This window comes from Cysteiniphilum sp. JM-1, assembly GCF_008711525.1.
Lineage (GTDB): Bacteria > Pseudomonadota > Gammaproteobacteria > Francisellales > Francisellaceae > Caedibacter.
This window is the reverse complement of sequence record NZ_VXKS01000008.1, coordinates 59086-74594: the sequence shown is the minus strand read 5'-3', so window position 1 is coordinate 74594 and position 15509 is coordinate 59086. Positions and strand designations below refer to the sequence as shown.

Sequence of the window (15509 nt, the reverse complement as noted above, 5' to 3'; positions counted from 1 at the left end):
CTAGCACCTCTCCCCTTATGGGATTGCTCGTTCAGCTTAGGGTGAACGGGTAAGGGGCAATTAAAACGCAACTTATTCTTGATTCATTACTATAAAAGTGAAGTATGCTGATATAGAATGATGACATTGCAAAGTGAGCTAAAAGGATGATAAAGCGATGTCAAATTATTTAATCAAGTCACCAACGATTGTCAATGAGGGCAAAATTTTTATCGCTGATGTATTAGTCAAAGACGGTAGAATTGCCAAGATTGCCCAAGATATCTCTGTCACCTCTGGTGTTAAAGTCATTGATGCTGAAGGATTGCATTTGTTACCCGGCATGATCGATGATCAGGTGCATTTTCGTGAACCTGGGTTGACATACAAAGCAGATATTGAGAGCGAATCAAAAGCGGCAGTTGCCGGAGGTATCACCTCTTACATGGAGATGCCAAACTGCAATCCGGCGACGGTGACGATTGAGCGACTTCATGCAAAAAAAGCACTAGCCGCCACCAAATCACATGCTAATTACGCTTTTTACTTAGGGGCAACGAATGATAATGTCGATGAGCTTAAACGTTTAAGCCCAGGTGACGCTTGTGGTGTTAAGATCTTTATGGGGGCATCAACTGGTAATATGTTGGTTGATAATGTTAAAACCTTAGAAAGCTTCTTTGCTAATTCACCGATTCTTATTGCGACACATTGTGAAGACACACCAATGATTGCGCAAAATGAAGCGGCATATCGTGCGCAATATGGTGAAGATGTGCCATTTGACTTACATCCTTTGATTAGAAGCAGAGAGGCTTGTATTAAATCATCTACTCTAGCGGTAAGTTTAGCTAAAAAGTTTAATACTAAGCTTAATGTGCTGCATATTACCACCAAAGATGAGTTGCAATTATTTGCTGAGAATAAAAATATCCCGCTTGCAGATAAACGCATTACGGCTGAGGTTTGTGCGCATCATTTATTCTTTTCACGTAAGGACTATCACACACGAGGCGCTTTAATCAAATGTAATCCGGCGATCAAAGAAGAAGAAGATCGTTTAGCGTTGCTTGAAGCGGTTAATAATAATGTACTAGATGTTATTGCCACGGATCATGCACCCCATACTTGGGCTGAAAAGCATCAAAGTTATTTTAAGGCACCATCAGGGTTGCCTTTGGTGCAGCATGCGTTATTGTCATTACTTGAACATTACCACCAAGGTGTTTTCTCCTTGGAGAAAGTCGTACAAAAAACATCACATGCGCCAGCGATAATCTATCAGGTTGAAGAGCGCGGCTTTATCCGTGAAGGGTATTGGGCTGATTTGGTATTAGTCGATCTTAATGCACAACAGCATATGAGCGACGTTGCGGCAAAATCAAAATGTGGTTGGTCACCATTTAGTGGCTTAACTTTTTCATCAACCATTAATAAAACATTTATTAATGGTGTTTTGAAATATGACCATGGGCGTATTGTTGCAGATGACTTGGGTGTAAGCCTGAATTTTGCTAAGTTCTAGTGTGGTGATTAAGTTACTTGTGCTTTGTATTAATTGATTTGTGATCATCTGCTTTGTTATTGGCAATCCAGTAGAAACCGTAGTAAATCATAGTGTTACCTCTTGGTGTTTGTTAGAGACTTTTATTTATGCTTGTCTTTTGTGTGGTTTTGGTTTGCTTGATTCAGCTGTTGTTGAATCTGCTGTTGATCTAGCCAGTGCATCATATAATAAATCATTATAATCCTTATGTTGGTATTAAGTTGGTATGTGGCTATTATCTAATCTTTTTAGAGGGAATGCAGTTTCAATAATGTAATTGTCTGTATTAAATTTGATACACTCTATTTTTAGCTGATACTCTAGGGTTGTAGCTAAATCTGCAAATTGATTGTTGAGCTAGCTATAAACATTGCAAAATAACGAGTGATAAGTATATTAGGCATACTTTAGGATTGAGGTTGAATTAGGTTAGTGACAATGAATGACTATAGTTTTTTTGATGTTGCCATTGAAGCATCGGCACTTAAGTTTGGTGAATTTACGTTAAAATCAGGTCGTATTAGCCCCTATTTCTTTAATGCAGGGCTGTTTAATCATGGCAAGACTTTACATCAATTAGCAGAGTGTTATGCGGCTAAATTAATAGAGAGCAAGGTGCAATTTGATGTGTTATTTGGTCCTGCTTATAAGGGGATCTCTTTGGCAGCACTTGTTACCTCTATTTTATATAGCCGCTATGGTAAAGATGTTGGCTTTTGTTACAATCGCAAAGAGAAGAAAGATCATGGCGAGGGTGGCGTGCTTGTTGGTGCGGATATCAAGGACAAAAAAGTATTAATTATCGATGATGTGATTACTGCAGGCACTGCCATTAAAGAAGCCATTGATATTATCAAAAATCATGGCGGAACCATTGAAGGAGTTTGTGTCGCGCTAGATCGTCAAGAAGTGGCGCCTAACGAGGAAATATCAGCCGTTCAAATGGTCGAGAAAACTTATCAATTCCCTGTGTGTGCCATTGGTAATTTGAGTGACTTAATTGATTATCTCAAAGCACAAGGGCAAATTGAGCATGAGTTGATTGAGCGTATGAAAGCCTACCAGCTAAAGTATTCGGTCAGGGTCACCTCATTAAAAAACAGGTGACCCTGTGAGGTAATGGTGGAAATACTGTAAAATGGTTTGTGCTGATTTGTCAGAGACCTTTAGTCTATGTGGATAAAAAACTATAATTAGCAAGAATGATCAAAAAATCAGAAATAAACTGACTTATCATAAACCTCAGTAAGTAAGCGAGGTTGAGTTTGAAAATGAATGATAAATTACAAAAAGTGATTACTTATATTGCCAAGCATCTTGATGAGAAACTTAGCTTGGATCAATTAAGTTATATTGCATGCATTTCCAAGTACCATTTTCACCGTTTATTTACTGCTCATGTCGGTTTGTCTGTACAGCAGTACATTCGCTGGTTGCGCTTAAAAAGGGCGGCTCATCAGTTGATTGTTGAATCGGATAAGTCAATTATTAATATTGCAATTGATGCAGGTTTTGAATCCCATGAATCATTTACCAGAGCCTTTAAGCAGACTTCAGGTATTAGTCCAAAGGCATTTCGCATGCAAAAAGACTGGTCTTTATGGGAAAAAGCACCTTATCAGTTATCTCAAGAAGGAATAAAGGAAATGAATGTTGAGATTAAAGAAATGAAGGCAAGACGTTTAGCAGTGGTGGAGCATAGAGGTGATCCTAAGCTTATGGGTGCGAGTGTCAATCAATTAGTCACTTGGGCAAAAGCGCAAACGATGGATTTAAAACCTAAGCCTGGAGAGGCTTTTGGTTTTGCTTATCATGATCCAAAGACAACACCTATTACTGAGTTTCGATTTGATTTGGGTATTACCGTGCCTCAGCACTTGAAAATTGACAAAGATGTTGTTGAGAAATATTTACCAGCGGGGCGTTATGCGACAGCTTTGCATAAAGGCTCGCGTGATAATATTGACCAGCTAATATATGCACTTTATAGAGATTGGTTGCCAAACTCAGGTGAGGAGCTTGCTGATTTGCCGTGTATATTTTGCTATTACAATTTTGACCATGAAGTGGCTGATACAGAACTTTTAACGGAGTGTTGGCTATTGCTTAAATAGTTTTTATACTAGAGACAAGATTTTATAAGTAAAGGGCGATGAAATGGATAGAATTGATCATGTTGCCATTGTGGTCAAAGATTTAGAGGAAACACTTGCATGGTATTTATCGCACTTTAATGCCCAACTCATTTATCAGGATGATACGTGGGCAATGATTGAGTTTCAAAATATAAAGCTTGCCTTTGTTGTGCCACACCAGCATCCGCCGCATATTGCGTTTAATTCTGAAAAAGCAGCAAGTTTTGGTAAGTTGAAACAACATCGCGATGGCACTTTATCTTGTTATGCAAAAGATCCATCTGGCAATATTGTTGAATTTATTAAGCCATGAATATTGCTATTTGCTACAAAAAACAATAGAATTTGCGAGCTTTTTAAAAAGCGCTTTAAATTATGATAACAAAAAGTCAAGCGGCATTATGTCAGCTTGAGCATTCGGAGAATACTATGTTCGCAATTATTAAAAGTGGCGGTAAGCAGTACAAAGCCAAAGAAGGTGGTGTACTTAAGCTAGAAAAAATTGAAAAAGGCGTTGGTGAAACGATTGAATTCACTGATGTGTTGATGTTACAAAATGGCGATGAGATCAAAGTTGGCAGTCCTGTTGTTGATGGTGCCAAAGTGGTTGCTGAAATCGTTGAGCAAGGTCGTCATAAGAAAGTTCAGATTATCAAGTTTCGTCGTCGTAAGCACAGCATGAAACGTCAAGGTCATCGTCAGTATTTTACGGCGGTAAAAATCACAGCAATTCAAGGTTAATTTAAGGAGTATAAAACATGGCTCATAAGAAAGCAGGCGGTAGTACTCGTAACGGTCGCGATTCCAATCCTAAGTACCTAGGTGTTAAGCGCTATGGTGGTGAAACTGTTAAAGCAGGTTCAATTATCGTGCGTCAACGTGGTACAAAATTCCACGCTGGTGTTAACGTTGGGTGTGGTCGTGATCACACATTGTTTGCAACGACTGACGGTGTTGTTAAGTTCCACACAGGTGGTCCTTTAAATCGTCAATTCGTTTCAATCGAAGCAGTTGCTAACGCTTAATTATCGATTAGCGAAAGCAAACAAATAAAAAAGGCGCCGGATTGGCGCCTTTTTTATTGCTATTTGTTTTATATAAGGGCGTATGCAATAAGCCCTTGAGAAATTTATCTCATTAAATTGTATTGTTTATAGAGGATATAACACTCATGAAAACAGATATTTTTGATTATGAATTACCTGACCATCTTATTGCGCGCTATCCAGCAAAAGAGCGTGATCAAAGTCGTTTATTGGTACTTGATAGGCAAAAACAGGCATTAACTAATCATATTTTTAGTAAGATTATTGATTATATACAAGCGGGTGATTTGGTTGTTTTTAATAATTCACGGGTGATGGCAGCGCGTCTTTTTGGACAAAAAGAAACCGGTGCTAAACTTGAATTTTTGATTGAAAAAGTAGTGAATGATAAACTTTTTATTAGCCATATTCGCGCCAATAAAGCACCTAAACTTAACTCAGTGGTTGAGATTGCTGATATTAAAGCGCGCGTCATTAAGAAAAATGACGGGTTATATCATATTGAATTAATTGATGGCAATGTCTGGCAGCTAATGGCTGAGCATGGTCATATGCCGCTGCCTCCTTATATCAAGCGCCAAGATGAAACTTTTGATACAGAACGCTATCAGACGGTTTATAGTGAGCTTCTTGGCTCTGTTGCAGCACCAACTGCGGGGCTTCATTTTACTAAAGAAATATTACAAAAAATAAAAGATAAAGGTGCTGATATTGCTTATGTCACATTGCATGTTGGCTCTGGTACCTTTAAGCCGGTGCAAACAGATGATATCCATGAACATGTGATGCATAGTGAATTGATTGATGTGCCACAAAACGTATGTGATCAGATCAATAAAACCAAATCGCAAGGCGGGCGTGTAATTGCTGTGGGTACAACTTCAGTGCGCTCATTGGAAACCGCGGCAGCTAATGGCAATGGTGAGATGAAGGCATTTTATGGTGAGAGTGATATCTTTCTATATCCTGGGAAAACATTCCATGTTGTTGATGCGATGGTGACTAATTTTCACTTACCAAAATCAACATTAATTATGTTAGTTAGTGCCTTTTCTTCAATTGATATGATAAAAAAAGCATATCGCCATGCAATAGATGACAATTATCGCTTTTATAGTTATGGTGATGCTATGTTTATTCATTAAAGTCACCACCATAATGACAAAAATATGCATTGTTTTATCTCTTTTAACCGTAAGTGCTGTTAGTGTGTCATCAGTTTTTGCAGCAACAGAGCCGACAGCTAGCCCAACACATAGCGCTATGGCTGAGTCGCAATCTCAGCAGCAAGCAACGATTGTCAGTGACACATCGCAAACGGGTAGTCGAATGAAGGTCATCTCTCCTGGAAATCAATCGATGTCTTTGGAAGATCAGCTAAGAGGTGTGCAGGCACCACAAGCCATTATGCCTGAAAATCCTGTTGCAGTTTCACAAACCGCACAAATTAATTATCCAGTAACGGTTGGCAATGAAGGGCAGATTGATCAACTACAAACAGAACTTAACAATATGTTTGTTAAAGCGGACAAAAATGCAGATGATCTCACGAAATATCAGCAATATAGTTTATATCTAGCCTACAAGCAGGCACAGCAAAATCAGTTGCTGCTTGAGCAAAATAATAAAATTATTTTAGCTTTAGAGAAAATTTCCCTGCAGAATCAGTTGCTGCTCGCACACCAAACTTCAAAATAATTATTTCAACTCCCAACACCTATCTCCTTAACTCCTAACACCTGACTCGTGCGCCGTCTTTTTATATTTAAAATGTAGGCTATGACCATATTCCTGCCCACTTTGATTGTGTAAGTGTTGGCTGAGCGTAAGTCGAAGCCTCTATGAAGTGTGATTTTACCAAGATTACCCACTTCGACTGATGCTTAGTGCATCGCTTCAACTTACGCTCAGGGTACGGTGAGAACTTATGGGTGAATATTTAGTCTTAGCCAGAAAGCCAAAATGTAAATATTGCATTTTAAAAATTAAAAATTATAATAATATTTAATTATTAAATTTGTGATTTAGATTGGTTTTATGAAAAACAGTTATTTAGGTGTTAGCTTTACTTTACTTAGCGCATTAATTTATGCGTTTCAAGCCGCCTTGATTAAGAAGTTTAATATCGGGTTAAGCGTGCCTGTGATTGTATTTAGTCAGAGTTTAGTTGCGTTGATTTTGATATTGCCAATTATCTTGTATAAAAAGCATCAATGGCAGGTCAATTTATTGAAAACACAAGTGCCGTGGCAGCATTTAGCAAGGACGGTGTTTAGTTTAGGAATAAGCTATTTTCTATTTATCGCAATTATGCATGTGCCATTAGTCGATGGTGTGTTATTGGCAAATACTGCACCATTTTTTGTGCCCTTTATCTTATTTATTTTTATGCGACAAAAGTTTCAGCATGCGTTATGGTTGCCGTTAATTATTGGTTTTGTTGGTGTTATGATGATTTTAAAACCAGATGCTGAAATCATGAATCCTTATGCCATTGTCGCTTTGGGTGCGGGTTTATCCATGGCTTTATCAATTATTATGGTGCGTAAAATTTCAAGCTATGATAATGGCTTGACGACTGTTTTTTATTACTTTTTATTTTCAAGTATTATTGCTGGAATTGTTAGTATTCCTTTCTGGCAAGCAATATCGATTTACGCACTTTTAATACTCGTTGTAATTGGTGTGTTATTTTTCTTTGTGCAATATCTTTTGGTGTTGGCATTAGGCTATATTCAAGCGCAGAGTTTTTCTGTGTTGTACTACGCCAATGTTATTTTTGCAGCACTCATTGGTGTTTTTTTCTTTGCAGATCGTTATGACTGGCTGACACTTGTGGGAATAGTGCTGACAATTATGAGTGCCATTGTTATAATCCAGCTTCAGGCACAACGTCAAAAGGTAATAAGCTAAGCATGTCAGATGCGACAACACAACTGTTAGAGTTTGCGATTTGCGATACAGGATTGTTAATCCGTAAGATTTATAATTATCATGCAAAAGAATTAGGTTTAAATGTTTTAGATCGGCGTGTACTGGTGCATGCAAGATTTCGTCCAAAGCTAACTCAAATTGAGTTGGCAGGACATCTAGAGATCGAGGCGCAGAACCTTATTCGCGTGCTTGATCGCTTAAGTGATCAAGGGCTTGTTGAGCGCATTGCACATGAGAGTGATCGTCGTGCAAAATGTGTTATTGTCACCAAGCGTGGACTTGCTGTTTTGGAAGAGCTGGATAAAGCAGTAAAACAGCATTATGCGCAGATCTTAGTTGGTGTGGATCTGGATGAAAAAAATGCGCTTATCGCGACATTGGATAAGCTGAAAATTAATCTAGCAAATACGCTAGAGGATATGCAAAGTCAAAATGCACAAACTCAGGCATAGCTTTTTGTTATGTGCTTGATTATTTTATTTTATTGGATTGATCAAGTGTTCTATGTGACAATTCATCTTGTGTCGAGAGAATTGTTCATATAGGAGCACAAAATGCCAAATCAATATAGTAATAACTTTGAGTTAAATATTCTTAAAAAATATGGCAAGCCCGCTGAGAAAGTTTTAAATGATTTACATGACCAAGGCGTTTCTTACAGTGAAGCTTCTGAACTGATGGGTTATCAAGTCTGGACGGTTAAGCGCTGGTGCCGTCGCTATGGAATTAGTCTTGCGCAGAAAGAGCTAAATACTGAGATCAATAATCGTGAGTTTATGAATAAGTTTCATGAGCAAGAGTTAAATAAATATAATATTTTAAGTCGCAAGTGGGTTATATACCGCCCGCAAACCATTTTACAGAATTTCTATCATTGAATTTTTCGCACTTCTGAATGATTTGATTTTGCTAATAGTCCTAGCTATTACCTGTAATCCAATCATTCAGAAGCATCAAAAACTTCTTTGACATTAAACACCGCAAAATGATTAACGAGCGGTATATTGCATTAATCTTACTCGTTAAACCCAGAGATTTGTTTAGCCGTTGGGCTTTTGGCAACATCATTACGTTCTTTAAATGTGCCAAAACATAAATCACCTAGATAGTTAGTAATACCCCAACAGTAGTTTTCATTATGAAAATGGTGGCGCATGTGCGCGCGCTTTAACCTGTGTCCAACCTGCGTCTTGGGTTGATAGGCAGGGGTGTGATGCGCCAAATGCATCCATTCATAGAAAAGATAATATAAAATGCCAAATGTAAATGGCACAAGTGCTACACTAAAGCTCCAAGTAATAAGTGCAAACAAAAGGTAAGTCTGAATAAGATGCAAGATAATGGCTGACCATGGTGCAAATAATAGCTCAACATCCTGTGGGTATTTATGATGACCATGATGTAGCCTTATTTGGAAATTGCGGAAAAAACCACGTTTCTCAGTAAGCTTGGCATGCAATAAATATTTATGGGCATACCATTCATAAAAAGGTGCAATGATAATCGGTAAAAATAACCACCACCAGTGACTGCCAAATACACCTATAAAAATACTCAGTACTAAAAAAGCAAAAAATAGAACCCAAAGTACTTGTACGGTGCGATGTGAAAAATAAACTTTAAATACATCCTGCATACGTTTGTTGTTACTCAGTCCAAAGATAGCGTGATTGTAACAGCTGGGGAATTTTCCTGCCATTAAAACAATCGATGAATATAAATTTATTGAATACTCTAATGGAAAAATGCTGATGATAAGCTAGGCTAAATAAGCTAGACAGGTTAAGAGAAAGTAAGGAAAGTAGATGTTAAGTTTCGCCATCGCGTTAATCGTCATTATGAACCCTATCGGTAATTTAGCCATTTATATTGGATTGATTACAGGTCGGGATGAAAAGGACTGTAATAAAACCGCTAAAATCTGTGCCATTGCTATTTTTGTATTGTTAATGATTTCGCTGTGGATTGGCTGGCCGGTTTTAAATTTCTTTGGGATCAGTATTGGCGCATTTAAATTAGCGGGTGGTCTGATTGTTTTACGTATTGCTTTATCGATGATTCAAGGGGGTAATCACACACATAAAAAGGGTGAAAAGAAAATAGATGATGAAAAACAACCGTCTATTGCTGTGGTACCAATGGCAATTCCCGTCATTGCAGGTCCTGGTGCTATGGCGGTTATTATTACCCATGCACATGATTTCACTTTGTGGCAATTTTTTATGGCGAGCATCATATGTGCTGTGGTCTCAGTCTTGTTTTGGTTATTATTAAAATTCACACCTAAGCTTGCACGCTTTCTTAGTGAAGAAGCGTTATCGGTAATATCGCGTGTTATGGGACTTATCCTAGCGGCTATTGCCATTCAGATGATGGCAGGTGGAGTTACGGCACTTTTTCCCATACTGAAGTAAATACATTTGATCAAAAAGCCTAATATACCCATAAAGATATTTGATTGTATTTAATATATTAAGTGTAAATATAATGACTTCTAAATTAAAGTAAATTTTATAGACACTTAGGAGAGAAAATGCAAATAAGAACATCTATTTCAATTTTAATAGGTTTGGGTGTAACCAGTCAGGCATTTGCAGGTTGGGGAACAGGTTGGAATGTTGAGATGACAAACCTGACCCCAAGAGATATGCAGGTATACCCTTATAACTGTAAGGCAAATAGCAAAGCAAAAAATGATACCATCACCATTAAGCTTAAGAATGGGGATACAAGAATATGTTCTTGGAAAGAGAAAGATACATCAAGTTGTACCGTACCATTTGGTGGGGAAATTAGTGGGTATTGTGCGGCAAGTGTTTTTCATCAAGCATCTTTGCAAGTAAGGTCAAAAAATTTAAGTTTTCCTCTATGGGCTACAATTGCCGAGTTTAGAGTACCTAAAATAGGAACAACAGCACTATGGTTTCACTCACGTGGTAATACTCCTGACACATACCGACCTGATAATGCTTATGTTTCATGGTGGGATTATATGAAGAATAATACTAAGGAAGGTCGAGATGAAGGAGTATGGAAAATTAAGCATTATGCAGACAAGGGACAACACAACTTATCTGGATATCGCTATTCTGCTTCAGAAGGTATATATGATGGAGTTGAAGCGTATGCTTATAGGTATATTCCAGGTTTTCCTTCTTTCTCTTTACCCTTTGCTGTAGCATGGACAGAAAATAAGGAAGGAGGAAGCAAAAACAACTTCTTTATAGCAGAGCTTGGGGCATATGATCTAAATAGAGTACAAAATAAGGTCTATAATAAGTAAAATGCTCTCTAAACATTAAACCTAAAATGCACAACATCACCATCGTGGACAATATATTCTTTACCTTCTAGGCGTGCTTTACCAGCGTCTTTAGCACCTTTCTCGCCACTGTATTCAATATAATCATTAAAACCAATCACTTCAGCACGAATAAATCCGCGCTCAAAATCGGTGTGGATTTTACCAGCTGCTTGCGGGGCAGTGGCACCGACAGGAATAGTCCATGCACGCACTTCTTTTACCCCTGCGGTAAAGTAAGTTTGTAATTGTAGTAGCTTGTAGCCTGCGCGAATCACACGATTAAGTCCTGGCTCATCTAAACCAAGATCCGTTAGAAATTCCATTTTCTCGTCATCGTCAAGCTCAGCAATCTCAGATTCAATTGCCGCGCATACAGCAACGACATCTGCGTTATCAGTTTTAGCAAACTCAATGACTTTGTCCAGTAAAGGATTATTATCAAAACCAGATTCATCGACATTAGCGATATAAAGCGTGGGTTTATGCGTTAATAATGGCGTTTGTTTGATCCAGGTATTTTGCTCATCACTAAACTCAAAGCTGCGTGCTGGCTTTTCAGACTCTAAATGCTCTTTGAGACTTTGGTAAAACTCAAGCTGTAATTTTGCTTCTTTGTTGGCACTTTTAGCAAGTTTTTGCACACGTTGAATGATTTTGTCAACGCTTTCGATATCGGCAAGTAAAAGCTCGGTGTTAATCGTTTGAATATCATCAATTGGATTGACTTGTCCGGAAACATGTATTACATCGTCATTGTTAAAACAACGCACAACATGGGCAATGGCATCGGTTTCACGAATATTGGCTAAGAACTTATTACCTAAACCTTCGCCCTTGGAAGCGCCAGCAACAAGACCCGCGATATCAACAAACTCCATTGTTGCCGGTAAAACGCGCTGTGGGTTGACAATATTAGCTAATTGATCCAAGCGTGGATCAGGCACTGAAACCATGCCGACATTTGGCTCAATCGTGCAAAAGGGATAGTTCTCTGCTTGAATGCCCGCTTTTGTTAATGCATTAAATAGTGTTGATTTGCCGACGTTAGGCAGTCCAACGATGCCGCATTTAAAACCCATATAAAACCCTTAATTAGTGTTATTTAATTTTTTATTTTTGGTGAAGCTCATTCATCACACTTTGATAATTGCCCTGTATTATATCGCCTAGATGAGAAATCGCACGTGTAATGCTGTGATCAATCGCAATTTTGTCATGAAGAGATGGGTTGCCTAGTACATAGCCCACGACTTTATTGCGATCCCCTGGATGATCAATGCCAATGCGTAAACGATGATAATCGCGTGTACCAAGAGATGCATCAATGTCTCTTAAACCATTATGTCCACCGTGTCCACCACCTTTTTTAAGACGGATTTGCCCACAAGGCAGGTCAAGCTCATCATGTGCTACCAATATCTCATCGGGCATGATTTTATAAAATTGAGCTAATTTAGACACCGCTAAACCGCTTTTATTCATAAAGGTATGTGGGTACAAAAGCCAAAGTTTGTTGGCACCAATTTGTGTTTGTGTTGTAGCGCCATGGAATTTACTATCACTTGTAAGTGTTAAGTTTAACTTATCGGCAACTGCCTCTAGAAACCATTGACCAGCGTTGTGACGCGTGCCTTCATATTGGCTGCCAATATTGCCAAGACCAACGATGAGTTTAATCTGTGTCATGCTTATAATGCCTTTAACTGACGTCATCATTTAAGATGAGTCATAAATATCTAAATTTTAATGCCGCTGATTATACTCGTTATGGATACTGCCCTCAAACCATTTTACAGACTCTCTGTCGCTGACTTTATTGGCTAAAAGAATAGACTATGCCAGATAGCACTGACTTCATCCGCTTGTTGTTGGCAGCTACTAAGTGGCACAATACTTGGTTGCTTATCAAGATAGCGTTTAAATCCTAAATCGCGAAAATAACAGTAATGCTCAATTAATGTATTAGCGGTTTTAATATCGATTAAACGCGCACTTTCCATGGTTTGAATAATGCGGATACTATCGCTGTAGTAGCAGACAAAAGGCACTTCATGACTATAAAAAAGTGCAAAAAACTGAGCAATAAACTCAATGTCAACCATACCACCAATGCTTTGCTTTAGGTCAAATTCTTGCGCATTAACTTTGAGTAAATGCTCACGCATTCTATGACGCATATCAACGATATCTTTTTTGAGCTGTTCTAGATCACGCTTTTGATATATCACATCAGATCTAAGCATATTGAATTTATGTGTTAAATCGTCAGATGCGTAAATCATGCGTGCGCGCGTTAAAGCCTGATGTTCCCACGTCCATGCCGAGGTTTTTAAGTATTGGCAGTAAGATTCAAAACTTGGCACGATAAAGCCATTGTCACCTTCAGGGCGCAGTCGTAAATCGATCTCATATAAGGTGCCGTGATAGGTTTTAATTTGCATGAAATGCACAAACTTCTGCACCGCGCGCACAAATAAGCGTGGAGATAGCTCAGTACTCATACGATCATGAACAAAAACTAAATCTAAGTCAGAGGCAACACTAAGCTCAAGTCCACCGAGTTTGCCATAAGCAATAACACCCAAAGATTGTTTATATAAGGTTTGTAAATTTTCGGTGATATCACTATATTGAAACACTTCGCGCCAGGCGCCATCAAGCACGGCTTCAATGATTACCGTGGCGAGGTGGCTAAAAAGATCACTAGATTCCATCAAAGAAATATGTCCGCGTGACTCGCTGACAATAATATTAAATACTTGTTCTAAGCGAAAGCGTCGTAAACTTTCTAAAAAGTCTTCGATATCTTGAATGTCGATTGCTTGTAAATAAATACGTAAGCTATTGCGCAAATAATCAATATCTAAGTAAACATCATCATGCGTCTTATAAATCAACGCGCGCTCTAATAAAAAAGGGTGTTCAGTGAGCATTTCAATAATTCGCTGTCCTTTGTTGAGAAGCTCTAAGAAATCTAAGTGACGTGCTTGATGCTCTAATAGCAGAAACAAGTAAGTTTGGCGTTTACTTAAGTTGTTAAGAAGTACTAATATATCTTTAATAAGATGAGGGTAGGTGTGTAAGCATAGCTGTAATAAGTGCTTAATGGCTGGCAGCACATCTTCAGATATTTGGCTTTGATATTTTAAGAAAAACTGATCTATTTCAATTTGTTTAGCGTTATCCTCATTAATCTTCACTGTTATATCAGTCGCTTTTTCAAGATTGGCGATAGGTATGGTGGTAGTGTTATTTGAGGTTAATGTATTAAAGCGAGTTAATTCGTCAAATAGTGAGCTTACATTTGCACGTGTTGATTCTATTTTGTGAGTTAATGTTTGCCAGGAGTCGTAACCAACTAAGCTGGCAACATTCTTTTGTGTAAACTCTGTATCAGGCAATTGATGTGTTTGCTGATCGTCAAACATTTGTAGCGCATTTTCAACATCGCGCAAAAATACATAGTGTGCGTATAATTCAGTTGTTTGAGCCGCGGGTAAAATATCGGCTTTTTGCAAAGCATCTAGCGCTGTTACCAACTGATTGGTTTGCAAGGTGATATTTTGACCACCATAAACAAGCTGATAACATTGACAAATAAACTCAATCTCACGAATGCCACCTCGTCCTAGTTTGATGTTATTTTTTAGCGTGCTAGATTTCATCTCCGTGACTATCTTGTGCTTCATATCACGAATGGCATTTAACATGCGATAGTCGTGATAGTGGCGATAGACAAACTGATGAATATTATGCTTTAGCTCATGCGTAAAGTGAGCGTTGGGGTGTAAAATATCTGCTTTGATATAAGCATAACGCTCCCAATCACGTGCGTGCTGGATAAGATAATGTTTAAAACTTTCAAACTCAGTAACTAAGGGTGCGCCATCACCAAAGGGGCGTAAACGCATATCGATGCGATAAACAAAGCCATTAATCGTGACATCATTCAATAGTGCAATCAAACGTTGTCCAAGCTCGGTATAAAAACGCATGGGGCTATATTCGCTGCCAGATTGTCTTAATAGTGGCAAGTTGTTTGTTTGAATAAATACAAGGTCAATATCAGAGGAGAAATTAAGCTCATTGCCGCCTAACTTCCCCATGGTGATAATAGCCAAAGGATCTGGCGTTTGGTGAAGTTTGCGCTCGAGGGTGATTTGCTGTCGTAAATATTGCTCAGTTTGACGCAGAATTTCTTTGGCAGTCAATGAAATAATTTTGGCAATTTGTGTAAATTGAATGTATTGATGTTGCTGCTGAAAAACAAGTTTAGCATGGATGCGTTGACGTAATAGGCGTAAAGATTTTGCCAGTGATTCATTCGTATGATGTGCTGAAAATAAGGCAGTAATGTCATGGATAATATCTTCTAAAGTGTCGATTTCAAGCCAGCTGATGTTAATAAAGTACTTAGGATTTTGGCTAAGAAAACGCGCAAAAAAAGTGCTGCTATTAAAGGTGATAAAGAGTTTGTTTAAAAGATCAGGTTGAAGATCATATAAATGAAACTGATCACAAAAATGTTGTTGGTTCATCAAAAATAGAAACTTTACCGATTGATG

The 15509-nt window shown here is 38.2% G+C and carries 17 protein-coding genes; 13 read left to right on the top strand and 4 right to left on the bottom strand.

Going from position 1 to position 15509, the window contains the following annotated elements; genetic code table 11:
* Nucleotides 1-157 precede the first annotated feature (157 nt).
* From F3D68_RS05290 to F3D68_RS05240, 11 genes are all read left to right on the top strand, one after another.
* The gene (locus F3D68_RS05290) at nt 158-1504 is read left to right on the top strand and encodes a dihydroorotase (RefSeq protein ID WP_151193404.1); all 1347 of its coding nucleotides are present in this window, start codon (nt 158-160) and stop codon (nt 1502-1504) included.
* A gap of 459 nt (nt 1505-1963) precedes the next feature.
* On the top strand, nt 1964-2632 hold the full coding sequence (gene pyrE, locus F3D68_RS05285; protein WP_151193403.1) for an orotate phosphoribosyltransferase: 669 nt from the start codon (nt 1964-1966) through the stop codon (nt 2630-2632).
* 164 nt (nt 2633-2796) lie between these two features.
* Nucleotides 2797-3639: a GyrI-like domain-containing protein gene (locus F3D68_RS05280; RefSeq protein ID WP_151193402.1), complete on the top strand. Its 843-nt coding sequence runs from the start codon at nt 2797-2799 to the stop codon at nt 3637-3639.
* Nucleotides 3640-3682: 43 nt separating this feature from the next.
* Nucleotides 3683-3973, top strand: a complete 291-nt coding sequence (locus F3D68_RS05275) for a VOC family protein (RefSeq protein ID WP_151193401.1) — start codon at nt 3683-3685, stop codon at nt 3971-3973.
* A gap of 116 nt (nt 3974-4089) precedes the next feature.
* On the top strand, nt 4090-4401 hold the full coding sequence (gene rplU / locus F3D68_RS05270; RefSeq protein ID WP_151193440.1) for a 50S ribosomal protein L21: 312 nt from the start codon (nt 4090-4092) through the stop codon (nt 4399-4401).
* A 17-nt stretch (nt 4402-4418) separates the two neighbouring features.
* Nucleotides 4419-4685 (top strand): 50S ribosomal protein L27, encoded by a 267-nt coding sequence (gene rpmA / locus F3D68_RS05265; RefSeq protein WP_117003213.1) that lies wholly within the window; start codon nt 4419-4421, stop codon nt 4683-4685.
* Between the two features lie 146 nt (nt 4686-4831).
* Complete coding sequence (gene queA / locus F3D68_RS05260) at nt 4832-5851, top strand: tRNA preQ1(34) S-adenosylmethionine ribosyltransferase-isomerase QueA (RefSeq protein WP_151193400.1); 1020 nt, start codon at nt 4832-4834, stop codon at nt 5849-5851.
* 13 nt (nt 5852-5864) lie between these two features.
* On the top strand, nt 5865-6404 hold the full coding sequence (locus F3D68_RS05255; RefSeq protein ID WP_151193399.1) for a hypothetical protein: 540 nt from the start codon (nt 5865-5867) through the stop codon (nt 6402-6404).
* A 339-nt stretch (nt 6405-6743) separates the two neighbouring features.
* Nucleotides 6744-7619 (top strand): DMT family transporter, encoded by an 876-nt coding sequence (locus F3D68_RS05250; protein WP_151193398.1) that lies wholly within the window; start codon nt 6744-6746, stop codon nt 7617-7619.
* 2 nt (nt 7620-7621) lie between these two features.
* Complete coding sequence (locus tag F3D68_RS05245; RefSeq protein WP_151193397.1) at nt 7622-8092, top strand: MarR family winged helix-turn-helix transcriptional regulator; 471 nt, start codon at nt 7622-7624, stop codon at nt 8090-8092.
* Between the two features lie 102 nt (nt 8093-8194).
* Nucleotides 8195-8518 carry a helix-turn-helix domain containing protein gene (locus tag F3D68_RS05240; RefSeq protein WP_151193396.1) on the top strand — a complete coding sequence of 108 codons (324 nt, stop codon included), beginning with the start codon at nt 8195-8197 and terminating at the stop codon, nt 8516-8518.
* Nucleotides 8519-8655: 137 nt separating this feature from the next.
* On the opposite strand, the gene F3D68_RS05235 is transcribed toward F3D68_RS05240, so the two are convergent.
* Nucleotides 8656-9339: a sterol desaturase family protein gene (locus F3D68_RS05235; protein ID WP_224728246.1), complete on the bottom strand. Its 684-nt coding sequence runs from the start codon at nt 9337-9339 to the stop codon at nt 8656-8658.
* Nucleotides 9340-9445: 106 nt separating this feature from the next.
* Between F3D68_RS05235 and F3D68_RS05230 the strand changes: the two genes are divergently transcribed.
* Entirely contained in the window at nt 9446-10054 is a 609-nt protein-coding gene (locus F3D68_RS05230; protein ID WP_151193395.1) for a MarC family protein, read from the top strand.
* A gap of 119 nt (nt 10055-10173) precedes the next feature.
* Nucleotides 10174-10923, top strand: coding sequence for a hypothetical protein (locus F3D68_RS05225; RefSeq protein ID WP_151193394.1), 750 nt, complete (start codon nt 10174-10176; stop codon nt 10921-10923).
* Between the two features lie 8 nt (nt 10924-10931).
* Here the strand turns inward: F3D68_RS05225 and ychF are convergent, their stop codons facing one another.
* The 3 genes from ychF to glnE form a co-directional block, all read right to left on the bottom strand.
* On the bottom strand, nt 10932-12023 hold the full coding sequence (gene ychF / locus F3D68_RS05220; protein WP_151193393.1) for a redox-regulated ATPase YchF: 1092 nt from the start codon (nt 12021-12023) through the stop codon (nt 10932-10934).
* 31 nt (nt 12024-12054) lie between these two features.
* Entirely contained in the window at nt 12055-12630 is a 576-nt protein-coding gene (gene pth / locus F3D68_RS05215; RefSeq protein WP_151193392.1) for an aminoacyl-tRNA hydrolase, read from the bottom strand.
* A gap of 134 nt (nt 12631-12764) precedes the next feature.
* On the bottom strand, nt 12765-15482 hold the full coding sequence (gene glnE / locus F3D68_RS05210; protein ID WP_151193391.1) for a bifunctional [glutamate--ammonia ligase]-adenylyl-L-tyrosine phosphorylase/[glutamate--ammonia-ligase] adenylyltransferase: 2718 nt from the start codon (nt 15480-15482) through the stop codon (nt 12765-12767).
* Nucleotides 15483-15509 lie beyond the last annotated feature (27 nt).

Coding starts and splice junctions, on each gene's coding strand:
- F3D68_RS05275 (WP_151193401.1), top strand. CDS start 3,683: ATGGATAGAATTGATCATGTTGCCATTGTGGTCAAAGATTTAGAGGAA.
- F3D68_RS05230 (WP_151193395.1), top strand. CDS start 9,446: ATGTTAAGTTTCGCCATCGCGTTAATCGTCATTATGAACCCTATCGGT.
- F3D68_RS05280 (WP_151193402.1), top strand. CDS start 2,797: ATGAATGATAAATTACAAAAAGTGATTACTTATATTGCCAAGCATCTT.
- F3D68_RS05290 (WP_151193404.1), top strand. CDS start 158: ATGTCAAATTATTTAATCAAGTCACCAACGATTGTCAATGAGGGCAAA.
- F3D68_RS05250 (WP_151193398.1), top strand. CDS start 6,744: ATGAAAAACAGTTATTTAGGTGTTAGCTTTACTTTACTTAGCGCATTA.
- rplU (WP_151193440.1), top strand. CDS start 4,090: ATGTTCGCAATTATTAAAAGTGGCGGTAAGCAGTACAAAGCCAAAGAA.
- queA (WP_151193400.1), top strand. CDS start 4,832: ATGAAAACAGATATTTTTGATTATGAATTACCTGACCATCTTATTGCG.
- pth (WP_151193392.1), bottom strand. CDS start 12,630: ATGACACAGATTAAACTCATCGTTGGTCTTGGCAATATTGGCAGCCAA.
- F3D68_RS05235 (WP_224728246.1), bottom strand. CDS start 9,339: ATGGCAGGAAAATTCCCCAGCTGTTACAATCACGCTATCTTTGGACTG.
- glnE (WP_151193391.1), bottom strand. CDS start 15,482: ATGAACCAACAACATTTTTGTGATCAGTTTCATTTATATGATCTTCAA.
- rpmA (WP_117003213.1), top strand. CDS start 4,419: ATGGCTCATAAGAAAGCAGGCGGTAGTACTCGTAACGGTCGCGATTCC.
- ychF (WP_151193393.1), bottom strand. CDS start 12,023: ATGGGTTTTAAATGCGGCATCGTTGGACTGCCTAACGTCGGCAAATCA.
- F3D68_RS05245 (WP_151193397.1), top strand. CDS start 7,622: ATGTCAGATGCGACAACACAACTGTTAGAGTTTGCGATTTGCGATACA.
- F3D68_RS05240 (WP_151193396.1), top strand. CDS start 8,195: ATGCCAAATCAATATAGTAATAACTTTGAGTTAAATATTCTTAAAAAA.
- pyrE (WP_151193403.1), top strand. CDS start 1,964: ATGAATGACTATAGTTTTTTTGATGTTGCCATTGAAGCATCGGCACTT.
- F3D68_RS05225 (WP_151193394.1), top strand. CDS start 10,174: ATGCAAATAAGAACATCTATTTCAATTTTAATAGGTTTGGGTGTAACC.
- F3D68_RS05255 (WP_151193399.1), top strand. CDS start 5,865: ATGACAAAAATATGCATTGTTTTATCTCTTTTAACCGTAAGTGCTGTT.